This is a genomic window from Streptomyces sp. NPDC087844 (assembly GCF_044742785.1).
Classification (GTDB): Bacteria; Actinomycetota; Actinomycetes; order Streptomycetales; family Streptomycetaceae; genus Streptomyces.
Map to the genome: position 1 here is coordinate 38,317 of NZ_JBIUVD010000018.1, position 21,162 is coordinate 59,478.

The 21,162-nt window shown below is 72.7% G+C and carries 20 protein-coding genes and 1 pseudogene; 6 read left to right on the plus strand and 15 right to left on the minus strand.

The genetic code is table 11. The annotated features are described in order from the left end of the window. The first annotated feature begins 199 nt into the window (after positions 1 to 199). Positions 200 to 892, plus strand: a complete 693-nt coding sequence (locus tag ACIOKD_RS29660; RefSeq protein WP_402090078.1) for an SCO3374 family protein — start codon at positions 200 to 202, stop codon at positions 890 to 892. Here the strand turns inward: ACIOKD_RS29660 and ACIOKD_RS29665 are convergent. From ACIOKD_RS29665 to ACIOKD_RS29710, 10 genes are all read right to left on the minus strand, one after another. Then, positions 871 to 1,206 carry an Lsr2 family protein gene (locus tag ACIOKD_RS29665; RefSeq protein ID WP_030573823.1) on the minus strand — a complete coding sequence of 112 codons (336 nt, stop codon included), beginning with the start codon at positions 1,204 to 1,206 and terminating at the stop codon, positions 871 to 873. The genes ACIOKD_RS29660 and ACIOKD_RS29665 overlap by 22 nt on opposite strands. Before the next feature lie 250 nt (positions 1,207 to 1,456). Then, a complete protein-coding gene (locus ACIOKD_RS29670) occupies positions 1,457 to 1,996 on the minus strand; it encodes an amino-acid N-acetyltransferase (protein WP_402090080.1) in 540 nt (179 codons plus the stop codon). 10 nt (positions 1,997 to 2,006) lie between these two features. After that, on the minus strand, positions 2,007 to 2,495 hold the full coding sequence (locus tag ACIOKD_RS29675; protein WP_402090082.1) for a BlaI/MecI/CopY family transcriptional regulator: 489 nt from the start codon (positions 2,493 to 2,495) through the stop codon (positions 2,007 to 2,009). A 141-nt stretch (positions 2,496 to 2,636) separates the two neighbouring features. Next, the gene (locus ACIOKD_RS29680; RefSeq protein WP_402090084.1) at positions 2,637 to 2,816 is read right to left on the minus strand and encodes a hypothetical protein; all 180 of its coding nucleotides are present in this window, start codon (positions 2,814 to 2,816) and stop codon (positions 2,637 to 2,639) included. 60 nt (positions 2,817 to 2,876) lie between these two features. After that, positions 2,877 to 3,473, minus strand: a complete 597-nt coding sequence (locus ACIOKD_RS29685; protein WP_402090314.1) for a hypothetical protein — start codon at positions 3,471 to 3,473, stop codon at positions 2,877 to 2,879. A gap of 264 nt (positions 3,474 to 3,737) precedes the next feature. Continuing rightward, complete coding sequence (locus tag ACIOKD_RS29690) at positions 3,738 to 4,535, minus strand: type III pantothenate kinase (protein WP_402090086.1); 798 nt, start codon at positions 4,533 to 4,535, stop codon at positions 3,738 to 3,740. Positions 4,536 to 4,537: 2 nt separating this feature from the next. Then, positions 4,538 to 5,545 (minus strand): carboxylating nicotinate-nucleotide diphosphorylase, encoded by a 1,008-nt coding sequence (gene nadC / locus ACIOKD_RS29695; RefSeq protein WP_402090088.1) that lies wholly within the window; start codon positions 5,543 to 5,545, stop codon positions 4,538 to 4,540. 5 nt (positions 5,546 to 5,550) lie between these two features. Beyond that, positions 5,551 to 7,419, minus strand: coding sequence for an L-aspartate oxidase (locus ACIOKD_RS29700; RefSeq protein WP_402090090.1), 1,869 nt, complete (start codon positions 7,417 to 7,419; stop codon positions 5,551 to 5,553). Further along, on the minus strand, positions 7,416 to 8,408 hold the full coding sequence (gene panC / locus ACIOKD_RS29705; RefSeq protein WP_402090092.1) for a pantoate--beta-alanine ligase: 993 nt from the start codon (positions 8,406 to 8,408) through the stop codon (positions 7,416 to 7,418). The genes ACIOKD_RS29700 and panC overlap by 4 nt, the downstream gene beginning before the upstream one ends. A 58-nt stretch (positions 8,409 to 8,466) precedes the next feature. Next, on the minus strand, positions 8,467 to 9,432 hold the full coding sequence (locus ACIOKD_RS29710) for a Rossmann-like and DUF2520 domain-containing protein (protein WP_402090094.1): 966 nt from the start codon (positions 9,430 to 9,432) through the stop codon (positions 8,467 to 8,469). A 207-nt stretch (positions 9,433 to 9,639) separates the two neighbouring features. Here ACIOKD_RS29710 and ACIOKD_RS29715 point away from each other — a divergent pair, with 207 nt between their 5' ends. Beyond that, positions 9,640 to 10,818 (plus strand): threonine aldolase family protein, encoded by a 1,179-nt coding sequence (locus ACIOKD_RS29715; protein WP_402090096.1) that lies wholly within the window; start codon positions 9,640 to 9,642, stop codon positions 10,816 to 10,818. An 82-nt stretch (positions 10,819 to 10,900) separates the two neighbouring features. Here the strand turns inward: ACIOKD_RS29715 and ACIOKD_RS29720 are convergent. Further along, positions 10,901 to 11,080 (minus strand): annotated as a pseudogene (locus tag ACIOKD_RS29720) (hypothetical protein); the annotation flags it as partial. A gap of 223 nt (positions 11,081 to 11,303) precedes the next feature. Between ACIOKD_RS29720 and ACIOKD_RS29725 the strand changes: the two are divergent. After that, positions 11,304 to 12,410 carry a DUF5937 family protein gene (locus tag ACIOKD_RS29725; RefSeq protein ID WP_402090098.1) on the plus strand — a complete coding sequence of 369 codons (1,107 nt, stop codon included), beginning with the start codon at positions 11,304 to 11,306 and terminating at the stop codon, positions 12,408 to 12,410. Positions 12,411 to 12,787: 377 nt separating this feature from the next. Here the strand turns inward: ACIOKD_RS29725 and ACIOKD_RS29730 are convergent, their stop codons facing one another. Then, positions 12,788 to 13,459, minus strand: coding sequence for a response regulator (locus ACIOKD_RS29730; RefSeq protein WP_402090100.1), 672 nt, complete (start codon positions 13,457 to 13,459; stop codon positions 12,788 to 12,790). A gap of 57 nt (positions 13,460 to 13,516) precedes the next feature. Continuing rightward, a complete protein-coding gene (locus ACIOKD_RS29735) occupies positions 13,517 to 14,725 on the minus strand; it encodes a sensor histidine kinase (RefSeq protein ID WP_402090102.1) in 1,209 nt (402 codons plus the stop codon). A 172-nt stretch (positions 14,726 to 14,897) separates the two neighbouring features. Here ACIOKD_RS29735 and ACIOKD_RS29740 point away from each other — a divergent pair, with 172 nt between their 5' ends. Next, a complete protein-coding gene (locus tag ACIOKD_RS29740; protein ID WP_402090316.1) occupies positions 14,898 to 15,953 on the plus strand; it encodes an SAM-dependent methyltransferase in 1,056 nt (351 codons plus the stop codon). Positions 15,954 to 16,031: 78 nt separating this feature from the next. On the opposite strand, the gene ACIOKD_RS29745 is transcribed toward ACIOKD_RS29740, so the two are convergent. Next, positions 16,032 to 17,192: an NADH-quinone oxidoreductase subunit D gene (locus ACIOKD_RS29745; protein WP_402090104.1), complete on the minus strand. Its 1,161-nt coding sequence runs from the start codon at positions 17,190 to 17,192 to the stop codon at positions 16,032 to 16,034. Positions 17,193 to 17,223: 31 nt separating this feature from the next. Between ACIOKD_RS29745 and ACIOKD_RS29750 the strand changes: the two genes are divergently transcribed. Then, positions 17,224 to 17,763: a PH domain-containing protein gene (locus ACIOKD_RS29750; protein WP_402090106.1), complete on the plus strand. Its 540-nt coding sequence runs from the start codon at positions 17,224 to 17,226 to the stop codon at positions 17,761 to 17,763. A gap of 104 nt (positions 17,764 to 17,867) precedes the next feature. Then, the gene (locus ACIOKD_RS29755) at positions 17,868 to 19,172 is read left to right on the plus strand and encodes a PH domain-containing protein (protein ID WP_402090108.1); all 1,305 of its coding nucleotides are present in this window, start codon (positions 17,868 to 17,870) and stop codon (positions 19,170 to 19,172) included. A gap of 73 nt (positions 19,173 to 19,245) precedes the next feature. Here ACIOKD_RS29755 and ACIOKD_RS29760 read toward each other — a convergent pair whose 3' ends face one another. Then, positions 19,246 to 21,027, minus strand: a complete 1,782-nt coding sequence (locus tag ACIOKD_RS29760) for a hypothetical protein (RefSeq protein ID WP_402090110.1) — start codon at positions 21,025 to 21,027, stop codon at positions 19,246 to 19,248. Positions 21,028 to 21,162 lie beyond the last annotated feature (135 nt).

A 21,162-nucleotide genomic window follows, 5' to 3' on the forward strand; every position in this document is an offset into this window, starting at 1 on the left:
AGCCATGCGTGTCGCCCCTCCCACTAGGGATGTCTTACCCGTACGCACCGACACTCCATGCCGAGTGCCCCGGTTCCCTCCGCTACGGGCGAACACCCTTGCGTCGCCGACCGCCTCCGGGCGCCCGCCCCCCGGGCACCCTTCGCACACGCCGGACCACCCAGCGTAACCCGGACGCTCTCCTGGCGGTTGGCCTTGCATGGTCTCCGTGGTCCCCTTTCCCCGTCGTCCGCTCGGCGCGGTCCGTCCGGACGACACGGTCCGGCACTGGTACGAGAACGAACTGGGGTGGGCGACCGTGCCCGGTACCCCGGTCCACCTGCTGACGGGGCTGCGCTTCGACGTCCTGGAGGCGCCGGCGGAGGCGGGGTACGCGGCGCTGCGGCATCTGGGGCCGGGTTCTCCGGTGGCCGTGCGCGCGGACCGGATGTGGCTGTTCGTCGCCGCGGGGAGCGCGGAGGAACTGCCGGGACTCCTCGACTGGCTGGAGTGGGGTTCTCTCGCGCTGGACCTCGGGGCGACCGGCTCGGGCGGGCGCGTGGAGGCGCCACTGCCGCCGGGCCCGGCCCGCAGCGGGCACCGGAGCCCCGGTGAGGCGGGTGCCGGTGGACCGGGTGCCGGTGAGGCGGATGCCGATGGAGCGGATGCCGGTGGGGCGGCCGATCCCGGCGGGGCGGATCAGGGCCGGGCCACCGGCTCGCAGGGGGCCGCCGTCTGGCTGCGGCCCCCTGAGCCTGGCTGCGAGGTGGAGTCGTCGCTGCCGACGCTGTCGGCGCTCGGCGGGGGCGGTGGGGGCGCCCCCGATCTCGTACGACTCGTGGAGACGGTGGCCTCGGAGTGCCATCGCATCCGGCTGCGCCGTGGCTGTGCTCAGCCGTTGGCCTTCTCGTAGGCCTCGCGAATGGACGCCGGAACGCGGCCACGGTCATTGACCTCGTAACCGTTCTCCTTCGCCCAGGCACGGATCTGCGCGGTGTCCTGGCTGCCACCCGAAGCGGCGCGCGCCTTTCCACGGCCACCCGAAGCACGGCCTCCGGTACGGCGGCCGCCCTTGACGTACGGCTCAAGAAGTCCACGGAGCTTGTCCGCATTGGCAGTCGTGAGATCGATCTCGTACGTCTTGCCGTCCAACGCGAACGTCACGGTCTCGTCCGCTTCGCCGCCGTCGAGGTCATCGACAAGAAGGACCTGAACCTTCTGTGCCACCGGATTTCCTTTCATCGATATCTTCAGGGCCGAGGATCCACGGCAGCCGCCGCAGTTTCGTGTCCCCTGTTATATGCACTACTGCAGTACGTCGGAAAGCAAACCGCTTTTGATGGAAAAACACAAACCCCTGGGAGAGACCGACGGGACCCGCGAAGACCGGAAACATGCGCGTTTCGGACATAGAGGCACTGGGCATGGGTCGACGGGCCGGGAGCGGAGGTATGTCCGGAGTATTACGCGTAGGCGATCACAGATGCAGAAGCATCCGGCTGTTGCCCAAGGTGTTCGGTTTCACTCGTTCGAGCCCCAGGAACTCGGCCACGCCCTCGTCATAGGAACGCAACAGCTCGGCGTAGACATCGGTGTCAACGGGCGTCTCACCGATCTCGACGAAGCCGTGCTTCGCGAAGAAGTCGACTTCGAAGGTCAGGCAGAATACGCGGCGAACACCGAGCCAGCGGGCGGTCTCCAGCAACTTCCCCAGCAACTGATGGCCCACGCCGGCACCCCTCATCACGGGGCTCACCGCGAGAGTGCGCACTTCCGCGAGGTCTTCCCACATGACGTGGAGAGCGCCGCAGCCCACGACCTCCGAACTCGGACCGGTACCGCGTTCCGCGACCCAGAACTCCTGGATGTCCTCGTAAAGCGTGACCGTCGCTTTGTCGAGCAGGATGCGCCCGCGGACGTACGAGTCGAGGAGGCCGCGAACGGCCGGGACATCGCCGGTCCTGGCCCGGCGGACAGTGAGGGCATTAGTGCTGACTTCGGGCTGCTCTGCTGGCATGAACCGGACGCTATCCCCCGGTCCCGCCCTCTGCCGCGGCGGGGTTCTCGGCGGCGGGGTTCTCGGCGGCAGGGTTCTGCGCCGCCGTGTTCTGTCCTGCCGCGTTCTGCGCTGCCGTGTTCTGCGCTGCGGGCGTTTCCGGCCCTTGGACGATACGTACGGCATCGCGCAGCGCTTCGCGCTGTTGTGGGGACATCATGCCGAAGAAGGCGACGAGAGCGGCGGTCGGGTTGTCGCTCTGGGTCCAGGCGTCGTTCATGAGTGCGGCCGAGTAGGCGGCGCGGGTGGAGACCGCCTCATATCGATAGGCCCGGCCTTCCGCCTCGCGACGCACCCAGCCCTTCTGATGGAGATTGTCCAAAACGGTCATCACCGTGGTGTAGGCGATGGACCGCTCCTGCTGAAGGTCTTCCAGGACTTCTCGTACGGTCACCGGGCGGTTCCACTTCCACACCCGCGTCATGACCGAGTCTTCGAGTTCTCCCAATGGGCGAGGCACAGCCAGAACAATAGGGGGAGATGTCACCGATCGTGTGGTGGACGTGGCGCCGACCGGCAAACAGCAACAAAAAGGGCGTACGACTCGAAAAGCTTGTGAGTCGTACGCCGTGCCGTGAGCGGCGTGCGCCGGGAGCCTTGCTCAGACCTCGGTGTCCCGGGGGGTCTGGCGGGTGTGCTCGGCGCGGGCGAGGACCGCGTCGACGACCGCGTCCTCCTTGGCCTTGTTGGCACCGCCCTGGGTCTTCACGATCGTCACGATCAGACCGACGAAGAACACGGCCATCACTACCGGGGGCACGAGCGCGGAGACGTATTCCATGCCGTCCAGAGTAGCCAGGGTGCCGGGCCGGGCGGAATCGGGGTCACGGACCCACCCGCTCTAGACGGCGGCGAGCTGCCGAGGAGGGCCTTCGGGGGTCGGGGGCGGAGTGGACGGCTTGCGCCTCGGGGGGAAGACCTCGCCCGGGGTCGGAATGGGACGGTCCCGGCGCGGCGCTTCCGGGACGGGCCGGGAGGCCGGGTCGTCGGCGGGCCACTCGGCGGACTTCCCGCCGGGGAGGGCCGTCAGCCGCGTACGGAGGCGGGTGCGCGAGGCCGGCACCGAGCGGCGGGCGAGGCGCGTGCGCACGTCCTGCTCCACGAGCGTCTCGCAGCGGTCGAGGAGGGTGGCCGCCACGGGGTTGCCGCGCAGGGCACGCAGGGCGGCCATGTCGTCGGGGACCGGACGGTGGCCGGCGCCGAGGGCCTCCTCCATGAGCGTCAGATAGCCGGCCGCCGTTCCCGGCAGCGCTTCGCGGTAGCGGGCGAGGTCGGCCAGCAGGAAGGCGCGCAGCCGGGCGCCCTCGCGGGTCGCCTCGTCGACGCTCTCCGCCAGGCGGAGGCAGTCCTGGACGTCCTGGGCCGAGGATGGGCCGGAGTGAAGGGCGAGAGCGAGCGCACGTCGGAGCACACGCAGCTCCTCCGTACCGAACGCCATGCCGCCGCGGGATCCGTGAGGCGTGGGCATGATCGCGACGATACGCGCTAATCAGACAAAACCCGCAGCCAACACACGCACGCTCGCCCACACCCACACCCACACACGTGCGGTCACCCGCACTCACCCGCACGCGTTCACCCCCACCCACCCAGGGGCCGCTAGGAACCGCGCACCCAGCCACACCCCACCCCCGACCCGCGGTCACCCACCCGCACCCACACACCCGCGGTCACCTACGCACGGCCACCCCTGGCGGAGCGCCTACGTGCGGGAGACGTTGCGTTCGTAGACCAGGCGGAGGCCGATCAGCGTGAGCCAGGGCTCGTGCTCGTCGATCACCGAGGCCTCACCCAGCACCAGCGGCGCCAGCCCGCCCGTCGCGATGACCGTGACGTCGTCCGGGTCCTCGGCGAGTTCGCGGGCCATGCGGCGGACGACACCGTCGACCTGCCCGGCGAAGCCGTAGATGATGCCGGACTGCATGGCCTCGACGGTGTTCTTGCCGATGACCGTGCGCGGTCTCGCGATCTCGATCTTGCGGAGCTGGGCGCCCCGGACGCCGAGCGCCTCGACGGAGATCTCGATGCCGGGCGCGATGACACCGCCGGCGTACTCCCCGCGCGCGGAGACCGCGTCGAAGGTCGTCGCCGTGCCGAAGTCGACCACGATGGCCGGTCCGCCGTAGAGCTCGACCGCCGCGACCGCGTTGATGATGCGGTCGGCGCCGACCTCCTTGGGGTTGTCCATCAGGATCGGGACGCCCGTCTTGATGCCCGGTTCGACGAGGACGGCCGGTACGTCGCCGTAGTAGCGGCGGGTCACCTCGCGCAGCTCGTGCAGGACCGAGGGGACGGTCGAGCAGATCGCGATGCCGTCGATGCCGTCGCCCAGCTCGTCACCGAGGAGCGGGTGCATGCCCATCAGTCCTTGGAGGAGCACGGCCAGTTCGTCCGCGGTGCGGCGCGCGTCGGTGGAGATGCGCCAGTGCTCGACGATGTCCTCGCCGTCGAAGAGCCCGAGGACGGTGTGCGTGTTGCCGACGTCGATCGTGAGCAGCATGCCTACTCAGCCTCGCTCAGGGGCGCCTCGGGGGCGTCGCGCAGGTCGAGGCCGATGTCCAGGATCGGCGAGGAGTGCGTGAGGGCTCCCACCGCGAGGAAGTCGACGCCCGTGCGCGCGTACGCCGCGGCGGTGTCCAGGGTGAGGCGGCCCGAGGCCTCCAGGAGCGCGCGCCCGCCCACCAGGGCCACGGCCTCCTCGCACTCGGCGGGCGTGAAGTTGTCCAGGAGGATCAGGTCGGCGCCCGCGTCCAGAACCTCGCGCAGCTGGTCCACGGTGTCGACCTCGACCTCGATCGGCAGCTCGGGGAAGGTCTCCCGGACGGCCTTGAACGCCTGGGCGACTCCGCCCGCGGCGACCACGTGGTTGTCCTTGACGAGGGCCGCGTCCGAGAGGGACATGCGGTGGTTGACACCGCCGCCGCTGCGGACCGCGAACTTCTCCAGGGAGCGCAGCCCCGGAGTCGTCTTGCGGGTGTCCCGTACGCGCGCGCCGGTGCCCTCCAGGACGTCCGCCCACGCGCGCGTGGCCGTCGCGATGCCGGAGAGGCGGCACAGGAGGTTCAGCGCGCTGCGCTCGGCCGTCAGCAGGTCCCTGGTGCGGGTCGTGACGCTCAGGAGCCGCTGGCCGGCCTCGACGCGGTCGCCGTCGTCGACGTGCCGCTCGACCTCGAACTCGTCGGTGCAGACGACGGAGACGACCGCCTCGGCGATCCGCAGGCCCGCCACGACGCCGGCCTCGCGGGCGGTGAAGTCGGCGGTGGAGACGGCCTCCTCGGGGATGGTCGCGACCGTGGTCACGTCCACGCCGTGGTCGAGGTCCTCCTCGATGGCCAGATGCGCGATGTCCTCGACCTCTACGGGATCGAGCCCGGCGTCGGCGAGGAGTTGCGCGAGGGCGGGGTCGAGCCCGCACTCGGCGTACTCCGCGTCGTCGGCGCTGTACTCGCCGCAGCCGCAGCCGTCGCCGCAGCCACCGCCGTCGAGGAGGGGAAGGTCCGGGGTGCTCACTTCTGTCACTGCTCCTGAGGGCTGGGCGTGGGGGTCCCCCCGGTGCGCACGGAGTCGCGGGCCCGGGGAAGTGTCGGGGGGAAGTCTGCGGTGTCGGTGGTGTGTACCGCGAGAGTCCGGTCGGGATTGAGCCGTACGACGATGTGGCGCCGCCAGTTGTCGTCGTCCCGTTCGCCCCGGTCCTCGCGCCAGTGGCAGCCGCGGGTCTCCTCGCGGAGGAGGGCGGCGGCCACCAGGACGCGGGCCACGCACAGGAGGTTGGTGGCCTCCCAGGTGTCGACGCCGGGTTCGGCGGTCTTGCCGTTCTCGGCGAGGGCGTCGCGGGCGTCGGCGTGCAGTCGCTGGAGTCGGTCGGCGGCGGTCTCCAGGGAGCCGGCCGAGCGCAGGACGCCGGCGCCGTCCGTCATGATCCGCTGGATCGCGAACCGGGCCTCGGCGGCGAGCAGCGGGTGGCCGGGCTTCTCCGGCCGGGCGAGGGGCGCTTCCACGCGCGCGTTGAGGCGGTTCTCGCCCCGACGAGACTCTCCGTGAGGGTTCTCGTCGTGGCGAGCTTCTCCATGAGGGTTCTCGTCGTGGCCGTTGTCGTCGTGGCGGTCCGCGATGTCCGCCGCGATGCGCTCGGCGTAGACGAGGCCCTCAAGGAGGGAGTTGGAGGCGAGCCGGTTGGCGCCGTGGACGCCGGTGCAGGCGACCTCCCCGCACGCGTACAGGCCGGGCACGGTCGTACGGCCCCGGGAGTCGGTGCGCACGCCTCCGGAGGCGTAGTGCGCGGCCGGGGCGACCGGGATCGGCTCGGTGACCGGGTCGATGCCGTGGGCGCGGCAGGCGGCCAGGATCGTCGGGAAGCGGTGCTCCCACATGTGCGCCCCGAAGTGCCGGGCGTCCAGGTACATGTGCTCGGCGTCCTGTTCCTGCATGCGCCGCATGATGCCCTTGGCGACGATGTCCCGGGGCGCCAGTTCGGCCAGTTCGTGCTGCCCCAGCATGAAGCGCTCGCCGTTTGCGTCGACGAGGTGGGCGCCCTCGCCGCGGACCGCCTCGGACACGAGCGGCTGCTGGCCCTCCGCGTCCGCGCCCAGGAACAGCACGGTGGGGTGGAACTGCACGAATTCGAGGTCGGAGACCTCGGCGCCCGCCCGCAGGGCCAGTGCCACGCCGTCGCCGGTGGACACCGACGGATTGGTGGTGGCCGAGAAGACCTGGCCCATGCCGCCGGTCGCGAGGATCACCGCGGGCGCGTGGACGGCTCCCACGCCGTCGTGCTGGCCCTCTCCCATGACGTGCAGGGTTACGCCCGCCGTACGTCCGTCGGCGTCCGTGAGGAGGTCCAGGACGAGCGCGTTCTCGACCGTGCGCAGTCCGCGCGCGCGGACCGCCTCGACGAGGGCCCGGGAGATCTCGGCGCCGGTCGCGTCGCCGCCCGCGTGAGCGATACGGCGGCGGTGGTGGCCGCCCTCGCGGGTGAGCTCAAGACCGCCCTCCTCGGACTCGTCGAAGTGGGCGCCGGTCTCGATGAGGCGGCGTACGGCGTCGGGGCCCTCGGTGACGAGGATGCGCACGGCGTCCTCGTCGCACAGGCCGACGCCCGCGACCAGGGTGTCGTCGAGGTGCTGCTCGGGGGTGTCGCCCTCTCCCAGGGCCGCCGCTATGCCGCCCTGGGCCCAGCGGGTGGAGCCGTCGTCGAGGCGGGCCTTGGTGACGACGACCGTCCGCAGGCCGGCGGCGTCGCAGCGCAGCGCGGTGGTGAGTCCGGCGACTCCGGAGCCGACGACCACGACGTCGGCGGTGACGGACCAGCCGGGCGCGGGCGCGTGCAGTCGTATGCCTGTGCTGGTGCCAGGGCTGGTGCCAAGGCTGGTGCCTGTGCTGGTCACGAGGCGGCTCCGAAGGTCAGAGGAATGTTGTCGATCAGCCGGGTCGTCCCGACCCGGGCGGCGACAGCCAGGACCGCCTCACCGGTGTGGCCGTCCGGGACCTCGGTGAAGTCGGACGGATCGACCAGTGCCAGGTAGTCCAGGGCGAGCGGCGGGCTGAGCCGGGCCGCGTCGTCGAGGACCAGCCGGGCGGCGGCGCGGACCGCGGCGGGGCCCGCTGGGGCCGCCTTGGCGACGGCGTGCGTGTCGGCGGCGGCGCGGGACTCGCCGATGGCGCTGAGGGCCTCGGCACGCGCGTGCGTGGCGGGCACTTCGCGGGCCCGCGCGCACAGGGCCTCCTGGGCGGCGTGCCGGTCGCTGCCCGCGAACAGCGCCTGGGAGAGGGCGAGCGCGGTGCGGCGCTCGCCGGCCGACAGATAGCGGTTGCGGCTGGACAGGGCGAGACCGTCCGCCTCGCGCACCGTCGGGACGCCGACGATCTCCATGCCGAAGTTCAGGTCACGCACCATGCGGCGGATCAGGGCGAGCTGCTGGGCGTCCTTCTGCCCGAACAGCGCCACGTCGGGCCCGGTGAGGTGCAGCATCTTCGCGACGACGGTGAGCATGCCGTCGAAGTGACCGGGCCGCGTCGAGCCCTCCAGGCGCTCCCCCATCGGGCCCGCGCTGATCCGGACCTGGGGTTGGCCGCCCGGGTAGACCTCGTCCACGGAAGGGGCGAACACGACGTCCGCGCCCGCCTGCTCGGCGATCTTGATGTCGGCGTCAAGGGTGCGCGGGTAGCGGTCGAGGTCCTCTCCCGCGCCGAACTGGAGGGGGTTCACGAAGACGGTGACGACGACCTCGCCGTCGCCGCCCGCGAGTTCCCGGGCGGTGCGGACCAGGGTGGCGTGGCCCTCGTGCAGGGCGCCCATCGTCATGACGACGGCGCGGCGGCCCCCGCGTACGCGCGCGTGGAGCTCGTCGGCGGTGCTCAGCAGGACGGTGGTCATCGGACTGCTCCGTTCCCGGCGCCCGAGCTCTCGGCGCCCGAGCCTGAACCCGCGCGCGTCATCGGACGTCTCCTTCGGGGACGTCCGGGACGTCCGGGCCGTCCGGGCCGTCGGGGCCGTCGGGGCCGTCGGCGAGTACGCCCAGGAGGTCCTCGGCGAGCTCCGGTTTGAGCAGGCCGTGGGCGAGGGCCCGGTCGGCCGTCGCGCGGGCCATGGCGAGGTAGCCGGCGACGGTCTGCGGCGCGTGCTCGCGCAACTCGGTGATGTGCGCGGCGACCGTGCCCGCGTCGCCGCGCGCCACCGGTCCTGTGAGGGCCGCGTCGCCCGACCTGAGGGCGTTGTCCAGTGCGGCGCCCAGCAGCGGGCCCAGCATCCGGTCCGGGGCGTCGACCCCCGCCGTGCGCAGCAGGTCCATGGACTCGGCGACCAGGGTCACCAGGTGGTTGGCGCCGAGCGCGAGGGCCGCGTGGTAGAGCGGCCGGGCCTCCTCGGCGATCCACTCGGGCTCGCCGCCCATCTCGATGACCAGGGCCTCGGCGGCCAGCCGCAGCTCTGCGGGGGAGGTGACCCCGAAGGAGCATCCGGCGAGCCGCTGAACGTCCACGGGGGTGCCGCTGAACGTCATCGCGGGGTGCAGGGCGAGAGGCAGCGCCCCGGCGCGCAGAGCGGGGTCGAGGATCTTCGACCCGTACCGTCCCGAGGTGTGCACGAGGAGCTGGCCCGGCCGGACGGAACCGGTGTCGACGAGTCCCTCGACCAGGCCCGGCAGGGCGTCGTCCGGGACCGTCAGCAGGACCAGGTCGGCCCGCTCCAGTACCTGCTCGGGTGTCACCAGCGGCACGTCGGGCAGCAGTTGCGCGGCGCGGCGCCGGGAGGCGTCGGAGACCCCGGACACGGCCACCGGGCGGTGCCCGGCGAGCTGGAGCGACGCGGCCAGGGCGGGACCCACCCGCCCGGCGCCGACGACGCCGACGGTGAGCCGCGCGGGGCGGTCCTTGGGGTCTGCCTGGGGGAATGTACTCACTCGACGGCGGCCTTCCGTTCCAGTCCGCTCGGGGTACCGGACGCTTTCTCGTCATGTTAACGCGATCGGTCCGAGGCCGTTTTTCTGTCCACAGGTTCTTGTCCACAGGTCCTTGTCCACAGCCTGTGGGAAATCCACAAGCCGTGCCACGGAGGCCGCCCTTGAATTCGCGTGCCCCTCGTCATGGCGTCCTGCATCATCCGGAGCATGAGCGATTCGGCACAGGGCTCGGAAGTGGTGGAGCGGACGCCCGAACAGCGGCGGGAGCGGCGGGAGCGGCGCAGGGTCGCCTGGCGAGGGGCCAGGCGCGCGCTGTGGCGGCCCGGTTTCCGCGCCACGGTCGGTGAGCTGCTGACCGGGCTGACTGAGGCCGCGGCGGACGTGTACGACCTGGACCTGCCGGTGGACATGTACGGCGACGGGATCGTCGAGACCCTGGAGGAGCGGGCCGCCGCGCTGCTCGGCAAGGAGGCCGCCGCCTTCTTCCCGTCGGGGACCATGGCCCAGCAGGTGGCGCTGCGCTGCTGGGCGGGCCGTACGGGCAACGCGACGGTGGCGATGCATCCCCTGTCCCACCCGGAGGTCCACGAGAGGCACGCGCTCAGCGCCCTCGGCGGCCTGCGGACCGTCCATCCCACGCGCGAGCCGCGGATGCCCTCCGCCGACGAGGTGCGCGACCTGGACGAACCCTTCGGGACCCTGTTCCTCGAACTCCCCCTCCGGGAGGCCGGTTTCCTCCTGCCCTCCTGGGAGGAACTGGTCGCCGTCACGGACGCGGCACGCGATCGCGACGCCGTGGTGCACTTCGACGGGGCCCGTCTGTGGGAGTGCGGCACGCATTTCGGCCGCTCCCCGGCCGGGATCGCGGATCTCGCGGACAGCGTCTACGTGTCCTTCTACAAGTCGCTGGGCGGATTCGGCGGCGCCGCGCTCGCGGGCCCGAGGACACTCGTCGACGAGGCGAAGGCCTGGCGCCACCGGTACGGCGGCCAGATCCTCCAGCAGTTCCCCACCGCCCTGTCCGCGCTGATCGGCCTGGAGAGGGAACTGCCCCGGCTCCCGGAGTACGTGGCCCACGCGCGCGTGGTCGCCGCGGCGCTGCGCGAGGGGTTCGCCGGGACCGGACTCCCCTGGTCGCGCGTCCATCCCGAGGAGCCGCACACGCACCAGTTCCAGGTGTGGCTGCCGTACGAGGCCGACGACCTGACCGACGCGGGGACGCTGCAGGCGGAGGAGACGGGCGTGTCGCTCTTCCCGCAGGTCTGGGACCGGCGCGGGCCCGGCCTCGCGTACACCGAGGTCACGGTGGGCGCGCCGGGCCTGGAGTGGACGGCGGACGACGTACGGGCCGCTGTCAGGGAGTTCGCGGCGCGCATTCCCCGCTGATCAGCGGGCCGGCCGACCCGGTCGGGCCGGCCTTCTCGCTCGGGCGGGCGAACAGGACCGCCCAAGCCGCCCGTACCCGCACCCGCACCCGTCCCCGAGCCCGTCCCCGGGCCGGGCGGCCGGCCAGGACAGCGCGGAACCGCCGGTGGTCGGGCAGTTCGCGCATGACCTGCCAGTCGTGGGCGCCGGGGGCGGGCGGGGTCGGGTCCCCGTGCTGCCGGGCGCGATAGGTGTCCAGTAGGTACTGCTGCGTGATGCTCATGGCTGATCGCCTTCTCGGGACGGGTACGGACGTCTCCCGTCACCGGCTCCGGCATCGGTTCGCCTTCGCTTCCGACATCGGTTCCGGCTCCGGGTGTTCTCCGTGGGCCCCGCGGTGCCCCGGTGGACACAGCTTGCGCCGGGCCCGCCGTCGCCGTCCCGTCGATTGACGGCGCTCGTCAATCGAGGGCCGCGCTGTCAGTGGCGGGGTGCACCATGAGGTCATGAGCGTGACCATCGACATCTCCGGGCTGCGCAGGGAGCGGGTGGCCGTCGTGCCCTCGCCCCTGGCCGAGTTGTGCATGGCGCTGCACGCGCTGGCCGAGCCGGGCCACCACCCCGGCCTCCAGGGCTGGGCGACCGGCGTGACCGCCCGCCTCGATCCGCATCTGGCCGACCGGATGTGCGAGGCCGACTTCCTGTGGCGGACGACGTTCTCGGACCTGTTCCTGCCGTACGCGGGAGCGGCGGGCGGCAGCGCGCTCCCCGGCGCCACCCTCGCCGAGGAGCTGGACCTGCTCGACAAGCTGACGGACGAGCAGTTCGTGGACGCGGCCCTGGAGTTCACCTGCGCGCTCCCGTACGACGCGCAGGGCGCCGGCGCCCTGGCCGACCCCGTGTCCCGTCGGCGGGCCCTGGAGCTGGCCGCCGCGCGCGGGCCGCGGCCGGCGGAGTTCACCGAGCGGCTGCTGGCCGACCCGCCGCTGATCCGGGCCTGGCTGCGGCAGTTCCTGGAGGACTGCGACGAGGCCTTCTTCGCCGACACCTGGTCCCGGCTGCGCCACCAGCTCGCGGCGGACGCCCGCCGCAAGACGGATCTGCTCGGCCGGCGGGGCCTGGGCGAGGCCCTGGCGTCCGTGTCGGCAGCGGTGACGCTCGACGAGGCCGCGGGCCGGATCGTCGTCGACAAGCTGGGCCACGGCCACACGTCGATCCGGGCCGGCAGTCTCCTGCTGGTGCCGACGAGCCTCGGCTGGCCGCATCTCATGGTGCTGCACCGGTACGGCTGGCAGCCGGTGATCCACTATCCGGTCGGCTCCCCGGAGCTGACGGTCCCGATGTCCGTCGAGCAGCTGACCCTGCGGATGACGGCCCTGTCCCATCCGATGCGGATGCGGCTGTGCCGGAGCCTGGCCCGCAGCGCGTTCACCACGAGCGAGCTGGCGCAGACGCACGGGATGACGGCTCCCGAGATATCCCGGCACCTGAGCGTGCTGAAGAAGGCGGGCCTGCTCACCACCCGCCGCCGCGGCCGGTACGTCCTGCACCAGTTGGACGTCACGATGGTGGCGCGCCTGGGCAGCGACTTCCTGGAGGGAGTCCTGCGCTGAGCGCTCCGCGCGGGGGCTGCCGTTTGTCGTCGGCTGCGGGTCGGCGGGGGCCGGTCGCGCAGTTCCCCCCGCCCCTGCGCCCCCCCCTGAGGGGCCAGGAACACGGGGGACCTGTGTGACGTGCCCCGCGCCCCTTAGGGGCCAGGAGCACGGGGGGACCTGTGTGACGTGCCCGCGTGTCCCGCGCCCCTGGGGCCAGGAGCGCGGGGAACCCGTGAGACAGGCCCCAGCTCCCGGCGACCCAGGGGCGCGGGGAACTGCGCAGCCAGCCACACACGACCGTCAGCCGACAGCGGGCACCGGCCACCGCCGTGCCCTCTCAGGGGCGCGGGGAACTGCGCGGGCAACCCCCGCCGGTCCGCAGCCGACAGCAGCGCTCAGCCCTGTCCACCGGCCCGTACAAGACCCGTCTCGTACGCCAGGACCACGACCTGGACCCGGTCGCGCAGGCCCAGCTTCGTGAGGATGCGGCCCACATGGGTCTTGACCGTCGCCTCGGAGAGGACGAGGCGGGCCGCGATCTCGCCGTTCGACAGACCCTGGGCGACCAGGATCATGACCTCGCGTTCCCGGCCGGTGAGCCGCTCCAGCTCCTTGTGCTGCGGCTCCTTGCCGGCGCTGGGCAGCAGCGGCGCGAAGCGGTCGAGCAGGCGCCTGGTCGTCGAGGGCGCGACCACCGCGTCGCCGCTGTGCACGGAGCGGATCGCGGTGAGGAGTTCACCGGGCGGCACATCCTTGAGCATGAAGCCGGAGGCACCCGCCTTGAGCCCCGAGAAGGCGTACTCGTCGAGGTCGAAGGTGGTCAGGATCAGCACCTTCGGCGGGTTCGGGTCCGAGCAGATGCGGCGGGTCGCCTCCACCCCGTCCAGCTTCGGCATGCGGACGTCCATCAGGACCACGTCGACGTCCCTCCCGCGCAGCGCCTGCAGCGCCTCCACGCCGTCGCCCGCCTCCGCCACGACCTCCATGTCCGGCTGGGCGTCGAGCACCATCCGGAACCCGGTGCGCAGCAGCGCCTGGTCGTCGACGAGCATCACGCGGATCGGCATGGGGAGGTCCTCCGGTCGGTTTGGATGCACGTACGCGTCTTCGCACGCGTGCACGTGTCAGTGAGCGGGCTTGAGGGGAAGCAGGGCGCTGATGCGGAAGCCTCCGCCGGGACGCGGCCCGGCGTCCAGGGTGCCGCCGACCATGCCGATGCGCTCGCGCATACCGATCAGTCCGTGGCCCTGGCCGTCCACCCCGCCCTCCTCGTACAGCTCGTGCGGGGCGCCCTTGCCGTCGTCCTCGACCAGCAGGCCGAGCCCGTCGTCGAAGTAGACCAGGCGCACACTCGCTCCCGTGTTCGGCCCCCCGTGCTTACGGGTGTTGGTGAGTGCCTCCTGCACGATGCGGTACGCGGTCAGCTCGACGCCGCTCGGCAGCGGACGCGGAGTGCCCTCGATCTTGAAGTCGACGGGGAGACCGGAACCCCGGCACTGCTCGATCAGGTCGTCGAGCTGCTCCACATCAGGCTGCGGCACGTACTCGCCGGACTCCTGGTGCTCGCCGGTGCGCAGCACACCGAGGAGGCGGCGCATCTCGGCGAGGGCCTGCCGTCCCGTCCCGGAGATGGTCTCCAGGGCCTTCTTGGCCTGGTCGGGGGCGGAGTCGAGCACGTACGCCGCCCCGTCGGCCTGGACCACCATCACCGAGACGTTGTGCGCGACGACGTCGTGCAGCTCGCGGGCGATCCGGGCGCGCTCGGCGGCGACCGCGACCTTGGCCTGCGCCTCGCGCTCCTTCTCCAGCCGCGCGGCCCGCTCCTCCAGCTGCGCGAAATAGGCGCGGCGGGTCCGCAGGGAGTCGCCGAGGACCCAGGCGAGGGCGAAGGGAACCGTCTGGAAGATCACTATCGCCACCTGCCCGGCGGCGCTCTGGTGCTCCTCCGGCCAGCGCAGCTGCGCCAGCGGGGCCGCGAGCAGGCCCGCCGTGAGGGCGAGCCGGGACGCCCAGCGGGTGCCGTTCGAGGCGACCGTGTAGGCGATCACCAGCAGCGCGAAGTCGGCCGGCGCCAACGGCATGTCCAGCGCCAGCTGCGCCGCGCCCATGGAGACGGCGAGGATCAGCATCGACTCGGGCAGCCGCCTGCGCAGCGCGATCACCAGGCAGAGCAGCAGGGTGATCGGAAGGACGACGGCCAGATGGTCGGTCCCGGAGTCAGAATTCTCCTGCCCGGCCGTTCCACTCGCGACCGAGATCCCGAGCAGGACGACGGCCCAGAAGCCGTCGACCCATGTCGGGTGCCTGCGGAGAAAGTCATAGAGGCGCTGCACGTAACCCAGCGTAGGGAAGCGTGCTGTGTGCAGGGGTCAACCGGAGGGTCGATCCGTAACCGGTGCTTGTACTCCCCAAGGTGGAGGCCGCCTTGAACCTGGCGCTTAGCCTGGCGCGGTGACAGCGAGGGAAACAGGGGTGGGCGCAGTGGAGCGTGAGGCGGCGGGCGGGATGCGCGGGTGGCGCCCGGCGACCGAGGAAGCGCTGTACGGGCCCCGCGGTTTCTATCGCAGGCCGGAGGGTCCCGCGGGCCATTTCCGCACCTCGGTGCACGCGTCACCGCTGTTCGCGGGGGCCGTGGCCCGGCTGCTGCGGCTCGTCGACGCGGCCCTCGCCCACCCCGCCGAACTCGCCTTCGTCGACCTGGGCGCGGGCCGCGGCGAACTGGTGGGTGCCGTCCTGAAGGCGCTTCCCGCCGAGGTGGCCTCCCGCGCGCGTGGGTACGCGGTGGAGCGCGCCGCCCGCCCCGCCGGACTCGACCACCGGATCGAGTGGCTCCCGGAGCCCCCGCAGGGCGTCTCGGGCCTCCTGTTCGCCAACGAGTGGCTCGACAACGTGCCGGTGGACGTGGTCGAGGTGGACGCGCACGGGGTGCCCCGCCTCGTCCTCGTGGCCGCGGACGGGACGGAGTCCCTCGGGGAGCCGGTGGGGGGCGCGGACGCGCGCTGGCTGGAGAAGTGGTGGCCTCTCACGGACACGACCGACGGCCGGCCACCCGCCGAAGGCCTGCGGGCCGAGATCGGTCTCCCCAGGGACACCGCCTGGGCGTCCGCCGTGGCCACTCTCGGCCGCGGTCTGGCCGTCGCCGTCGACTACGGGCACAGCGCGGGCGCACGACCGCCCTTCGGGACGCTGACGGGCTTCAGGGAGGGCCGTGAGACGGCCCCCGTGCCGGACGGCTCCCGCGACATCACCGCCCATGTGGCGCTGGACGCGTGCGCCCTGCCCGGCGGCCGGCTGCTGAGCCAGCGGGAGGCGCTGCGCGCGCTGGGAGTGAGCGGGGAGCGGCCGTCCCTCGCCCTGGCCTCCACGGACCCCGCGGCCTACGTACGGGCGCTCGCGGGCGCGGGCGAGGCCGCCGAACTCACCGCCCGGGGCGGCCTGGGCGACTTCTGCTGGCTGACACAGGCGGCCGGCATCCCGAACCCCCTCCCGGACCCCGATTCGGACCCGAACGCGGACCCCGACCCGGACCCCGACCCGGACCCGAAACAGCCCTCCACGTAGAGCCCTGCTCGCCGACGAGCCCTGCCCGTCGACGAGCCCGGCTCGCCGCCGACGGGCCCTACTTATCGCCTACAGGCCCTACTTGTCGATGTCCCCCACCACGAAGAACAGCGACCCCAGGATCGCCACCATGTCCGCGACCAGCGTGCCCGGCAGCAGCTCGGCGAGCGCCTGGATGTTGTTGTACGAGGCCGAACGCAGCTTCAGCCGGTACGGGGTCTTCTCGCCCTTGCTGACGAGGTAGTAGCCGTTGATGCCGAGCGGGTTCTCGGTCCAGGCGTACGTATGGCCCTCGGGCGCCTTCAAAACCTTGGGGAGCCGCTGGTTGATGGGGCCGGGGGGCAGCTCCGCGAGCCGGTCCAGACAGGCGTCCGCGAGGTCGAGCGCGTTGTGGGTCTGCTCCAGGAGACACTCGAAACGGGCCAGGCAGTCACCCTCCTGGCGCGTGACGACCTTCAGGGTGTCCTGGAGTTCCCCGTACGCGAGGTACGGCTCGTCCCGGCGCAGGTCGAAGTCGACACCGGAGGCGCGCGCGATCGGCCCGCTCACTCCGTAGGCGTGCACCGCCTCGGGGGAGAGCACTCCGACCCCGCGTGTGCGCCCCCGGAAGATCTCGTTGCCGAGCACCAGGCCGTCGAACCGGTCCATACGGGAGCGCACCCCGGAAACGGCCTCCCGCACGCGCGTGGCCCACCCGGCCGGCAGATCCTCCTTGAGGCCTCCCACCCGGTTGAACATGTAGTGCATGCGCCCGCCGGAGACCTCCTCCATAACGTGCTGGAGCTCCTCGCGCTCGGTGAACGCGTAGAAGATCGGGGTGATCCCGCCCAGCTCAAGGGGGTACGACCCGAGGAACATCAGGTGGTTCAGGACCCGGTTCAGCTCCGCGAGGAGCGTACGGGTCCACACCGCGCGCGGGGGCACCTCCATGCCGAGCATCCGCTCCACACCGAGGACCACGCCCAGCTCGTTCGAGAACGCGGAGAGCCAGTCGTGGCGGTTGGCCAGCATGATGATCTGCCGGTAGTCGCGCGCCTCGAAGAGCTTCTCCGCGCCGCGGTGCATATAGCCGATCACCGGCTCCACGTGCTGGATCCGCTCACCGTCCAGGACGAGCTTCAGCCGGAGTACGCCGTGGGTGGACGGATGCTGGGGCCCGATGTTGAGCACCATGTCGGTGCTCTCCGCGGCGCCGCCGATACCGACTGTGGTCTCCGTGGGACCCGCCGTAGGAGTCATGCGCACAGTGTGTCGTACGTACGCTTGCTGCATGGAGACGGGGACCTCGGAAAACGCGGGGCGGACAGCGGGCCGGCCGGCCGGGAGTGCGGCGGGGCGCCCGGCGGACGAGCCGGTGTGGATCGCGCTGCCGCCGGGACTGCTGAGGATGCGACGGCTGTTGCTGGTGGTGTGGCTGGGTCTGCTGACCCTCGCCACGGGCCTGCTGCTCGGTCTGTTCGCCGGGCCCGCCTGGGCGGCGTTCGCGCTGCTGCCGGCCGCCGCGCTGCTGTGGGGCTGGCCGATGCTGGGACGCAACTGGCGTTCCTGGCGCTATGCCGAGCGCGCGGACGACCTGCTGATCAGCCGGGGTGTCCTGTGGCACGAGGAGACCGTCGTGCCGTACGGGCGCATGCAGTTGGTCGAGGTGACCTCCGGTCCCGTGGAGCGGCACTTCGGGCTGGCGAGCGTGCAGCTGCACACGGCCGCCGCGGCGACGGACGCCCGTATCCCGGGGCTCGTACCGGCGGAGGCGGAACGATTGCGCGACCGGCTCACCGAGCTGGGCGAGGCCCGATCGGCGGGGCTGTGACGACGCCACCGGACGCCCCCAGGGACGTACAGGACATACGGGCCGAGGCCGGGCCGGTGGGGCGATCCGCGCCGACGGGGGAATCCGTGCCGACGGGGAAATCCGTGCCGACAGGGGAATCCGTGCCGGGCGAGCGGCGGCTGCATCCCGTGACTCCGCTGCGGCGCGCGTGGGCGCCGGTCGCCGTGATCGCCGGATGGGCCGTGCACGATCCCGACCAGGCGCAGCGGCAGCTGATGCGGCTCACGACGACCGTACTGCTGGCCACCCTCGCCGCGGCCGTCCTGGGGGCCGCCCTCTACGGCTTCCTGAGCTGGTGGTTCACGCACTTCTCGGTCACCGACACCGAGCTGCGCATCCGTACGGGCCTGGTGTTCCGGCGTACCGCGCACATCCGGCTCGAACGGATCCAGGCCGTCGACGTCACCCAGCCGCTGCTGGCCCGCGTGGCCGGTGTCGCCAAGCTCAAACTCGACGTCGTCGGGACCGACAAGAAGGACGAGCTGGCCTATCTGGGCCAGGAGGAGGCCCGGATACTGCGGGCCGAACTCCTCGCCCGCGCCGCCGGTTTCGCCCCCGACACCGTGCACGAGGTGGGCGAGGCACCGGTGCGCCAACTGCTGCACGTACCGGCCAGGGTCCTCGCCGTCTCGCTCGTCCTGACCGGGGCCACCTGGGGGACGCTGGCCGCCGCACTCGTCGTACCGCCGCTGCTGTGGTTCGCCACCCACAGCGTGTGGACGGTGCTCGCGACGGCCCTGCCACTGCTCGGCGCGGCGGGCGCGAGCAGCGCGGGCCGGTTCGTCGCCGAGTACGACTGGACCGTGGGCGAGTCGCCGGACGGGCTGCGCATCGACCACGGACTCCTCGACCGCACGCACGAGACCGTGCCGCCCGGGCGCGTCCAGACCCTGCACATCGTCGAGCCGCTCCTGTGGCGGCGGCGCGGCTGGGTCCGGGTCGAGCTGGATGTGGCGGGCTCGTCCAACTCCGTACTCGTACCGGTCGCCCCGCGCGAGGTCGCCGAGTCGGTCATCGCGCGCGTGCTGCCTGGAGTGACCGTGCCGAGCACCCTCGCGCGCCCCCCGCGCCGGGCGGGCCGGTGCCTGCCGTTCTGGTGGCGGGGTTACGGGATCGCCGTCACCGACACCGTCTTCGTGGCCCGGCACGGACTGCTGCGCCGCAGCATCTCGCTCGTACCGCACGCGAAGGTGCAGAGCGTGCGCCTCGAACAGGGGCCGTGGCAGCGCCGCCAGGGGCTCGCCGACGTCCGGGTGGACACCGGGGCCAACAAGACCGTGACGGCCCGGCTGCGGGACGCCTCGGAGGCGGCGGAGCTGCTGTACGCGCAGGCGGACCGCGCGCTGACCGGCCGGCGCGAGGCCAGGCCCGACCGCTGGATGGCCTGACCTGACCTGACCTGCCTCGGAAAACCGCGCCTTCTTTAGAAGACCCCGCTTCGAGGGGACCGCTGGGAGGCCTCTAGGAGACCGCGCTCCGCAGTTCCGTCAGGTCGATCTGTTCCGTCTCGTCGTGCGCGGTCAGGTCGATGACCTGGCCGACACCGCGCGACTCCTCGCCCACGGGCTTGAAGCCGGACTCGGCCTCGGCCTTGTGGAGCGCGAGCGCCTCCTGTCCGACCACGTCGGCGAGGTCCTCGTTCTGCACGGCCTCCAGCGCTTCCGCGCCCTTCTGCGTACCGAAGAAGTCGAAGCCGCCCTCGACGGCGGGGCGCCGCACGGGCGAGGCCGGCGCGACCGCCACGGCCGTGGGCACGGTGAAGTGTCCGGCGGGGCGCGCGGGCCGCGCGGCGGGCGTCAGCGCGACCGCGCTCGTCGGCGACGGACCCGTTTCGGCCGCGGGCGGCTGCTGTACGCGGGCCACTTCCGACGGGGTGGGACGCGCGAGGGCGCTGCCCGGCGAGGACTCGGGCGCCGGCGCGTACGCGGTGTCCGGCGCGGACCGGGACGCCTTGCGGGTCGCAGTGGACTGCAGGGACGTCACGCCGACGGCGCCGGACCGTGCGCGGGGCCGAGCGGTCGCGGCGGACTGCGCGGTCTCGGCGGGCTGTGCGTGGGGCCGTACGTTCTCGGTCCCGGTGGCCCGCGTGGGCCTCGGGGCCGTCGCGGCGGCCGTGCGCTCGTGCCCGTCGGCCGCCTCGGGCTTCCCCGGCGCCTCGTCCTCCTGCCGGGTGTCGCCCTTCGCCGGCGCACCCGTCATGGCGCCGCCCGCCGCGGAAGCGGCGGCGGCCTTCGGGGAGCCGCCCGGCCTGGGGGCGCCCTTGCCGGGGCCGCCCGGCGACGGCGAACCCTTACGGGTACCGCCCTTCGCGGAGGTCCGCTTGACCGGGCCGCCCTTGGGGGGCGTGGCCGGCGCGGGACCGCCGGTGCCGGGGTCGTCCGGGGCCGGGTCGTCGGAGGTCGGGTCGTCGGGGGTCGTGCTGTTCGCGACCGCGCCGGCCTGCGCCGAACCGGCCTCGGCTGCCGCGTCGGCTCCCGCTTCGGCTCCTGCTTCGGCGGCTATGGACGCGTCCATCGGCGAGTCGGCCCGCACCGAGCCGGACTCCTCCGGGACGGCATCGACGGCGGTGTCGTCCCCGAACCCGACCGTGGAGGACTCGGGCGTGGGCCCGTCGTCGTCCGCGGCGTCCGCGGCGCTCGAATCGTCCGTCCGAGCCTCGTCCTCGACCGCGACGGCGTTGCGGGCCCCCAGGAGCCGGTCCAGCACCGAGTTGGCCTTCACATAGAGGACCGAGGCGGCGGAGGACGCCGCCAGGGCCGCCTGGACCGTTGCCGTCGTCGCCTCGGGCACCGCGGCCTCGGGAGCCGTGTCGTCGGCTACCTCGGGGGCCGTCTCCTTCGCCCCCGCAGCCGTGACGGAGTCCTCCGAGGCCGGAGCGGCCTCTATCTCCAGGAGCCGGCGGCCCTCCAGCGCGGTGGCCCGCTCGGTCTCCGCCGTGGCGTAACGCCTCAGCAGCGCGGCGTGTTCGTTGCGCAGCCCGGCCAGCTCGGCACGCTTGGCGCGCAGCCGCTGTTCCAGCTTCGTACGGAGTTCGCGCGACTCGTCGAGGTCGCTCTCCAGTTCGGCGACCCGCTCCTCGTGACGCCACTCGTCGCTCTCTCGCCCGCGGGCGAGATCGGCGACGCGCCTGCCCGCCGAGGCGTCCCAGCGGCGCATGACGACCGCGCCCAGGACAGCCGTCAGCGCGGCGCCCGCGGCCAGCCCTCGGAGCACCATCGGTTCGGAGAACAGCCATGGCCCCACGGCGCAGACGACGGATACGCCTGCGATCGCCGAGGGGGGCAACAGCCGGTGCAGAGGTGGGGAATGGCGGTGACGTCCTCGTGGCATGGCCAGAAACTTACCGCGCGTAGGCGAATGATGGTGCCCCGCGGGGCA

Bases quoted from the DNA above. Each gene is read 5' to 3' on its own strand.
- ACIOKD_RS29685 (WP_402090314.1), bottom strand. From the start codon at position 3,473: ATGGCGTTCGGTACGGAGGAGCTGCGTGTGCTCCGACGTGCGCTCGCT.
- ACIOKD_RS29750 (WP_402090106.1), top strand. From the start codon at position 17,224: ATGGAGACGGGGACCTCGGAAAACGCGGGGCGGACAGCGGGCCGGCCG.
- ACIOKD_RS29715 (WP_402090096.1), top strand. From the start codon at position 9,640: ATGAGCGATTCGGCACAGGGCTCGGAAGTGGTGGAGCGGACGCCCGAA.
- ACIOKD_RS29680 (WP_402090084.1), bottom strand. From the start codon at position 2,816: ATGGAATACGTCTCCGCGCTCGTGCCCCCGGTAGTGATGGCCGTGTTC.
- ACIOKD_RS29740 (WP_402090316.1), top strand. From the start codon at position 14,898: ATGCGCGGGTGGCGCCCGGCGACCGAGGAAGCGCTGTACGGGCCCCGC.
- panC (WP_402090092.1), bottom strand. From the start codon at position 8,408: ATGACCACCGTCCTGCTGAGCACCGCCGACGAGCTCCACGCGCGCGTA.
- ACIOKD_RS29725 (WP_402090098.1), top strand. From the start codon at position 11,304: ATGAGCGTGACCATCGACATCTCCGGGCTGCGCAGGGAGCGGGTGGCC.
- ACIOKD_RS29670 (WP_402090080.1), bottom strand. From the start codon at position 1,996: ATGCCAGCAGAGCAGCCCGAAGTCAGCACTAATGCCCTCACTGTCCGC.
- ACIOKD_RS29660 (WP_402090078.1), top strand. From the start codon at position 200: ATGGTCTCCGTGGTCCCCTTTCCCCGTCGTCCGCTCGGCGCGGTCCGT.
- ACIOKD_RS29690 (WP_402090086.1), bottom strand. From the start codon at position 4,535: ATGCTGCTCACGATCGACGTCGGCAACACGCACACCGTCCTCGGGCTC.
- ACIOKD_RS29745 (WP_402090104.1), bottom strand. From the start codon at position 17,192: ATGACTCCTACGGCGGGTCCCACGGAGACCACAGTCGGTATCGGCGGC.
- ACIOKD_RS29730 (WP_402090100.1), bottom strand. From the start codon at position 13,459: ATGCCGATCCGCGTGATGCTCGTCGACGACCAGGCGCTGCTGCGCACC.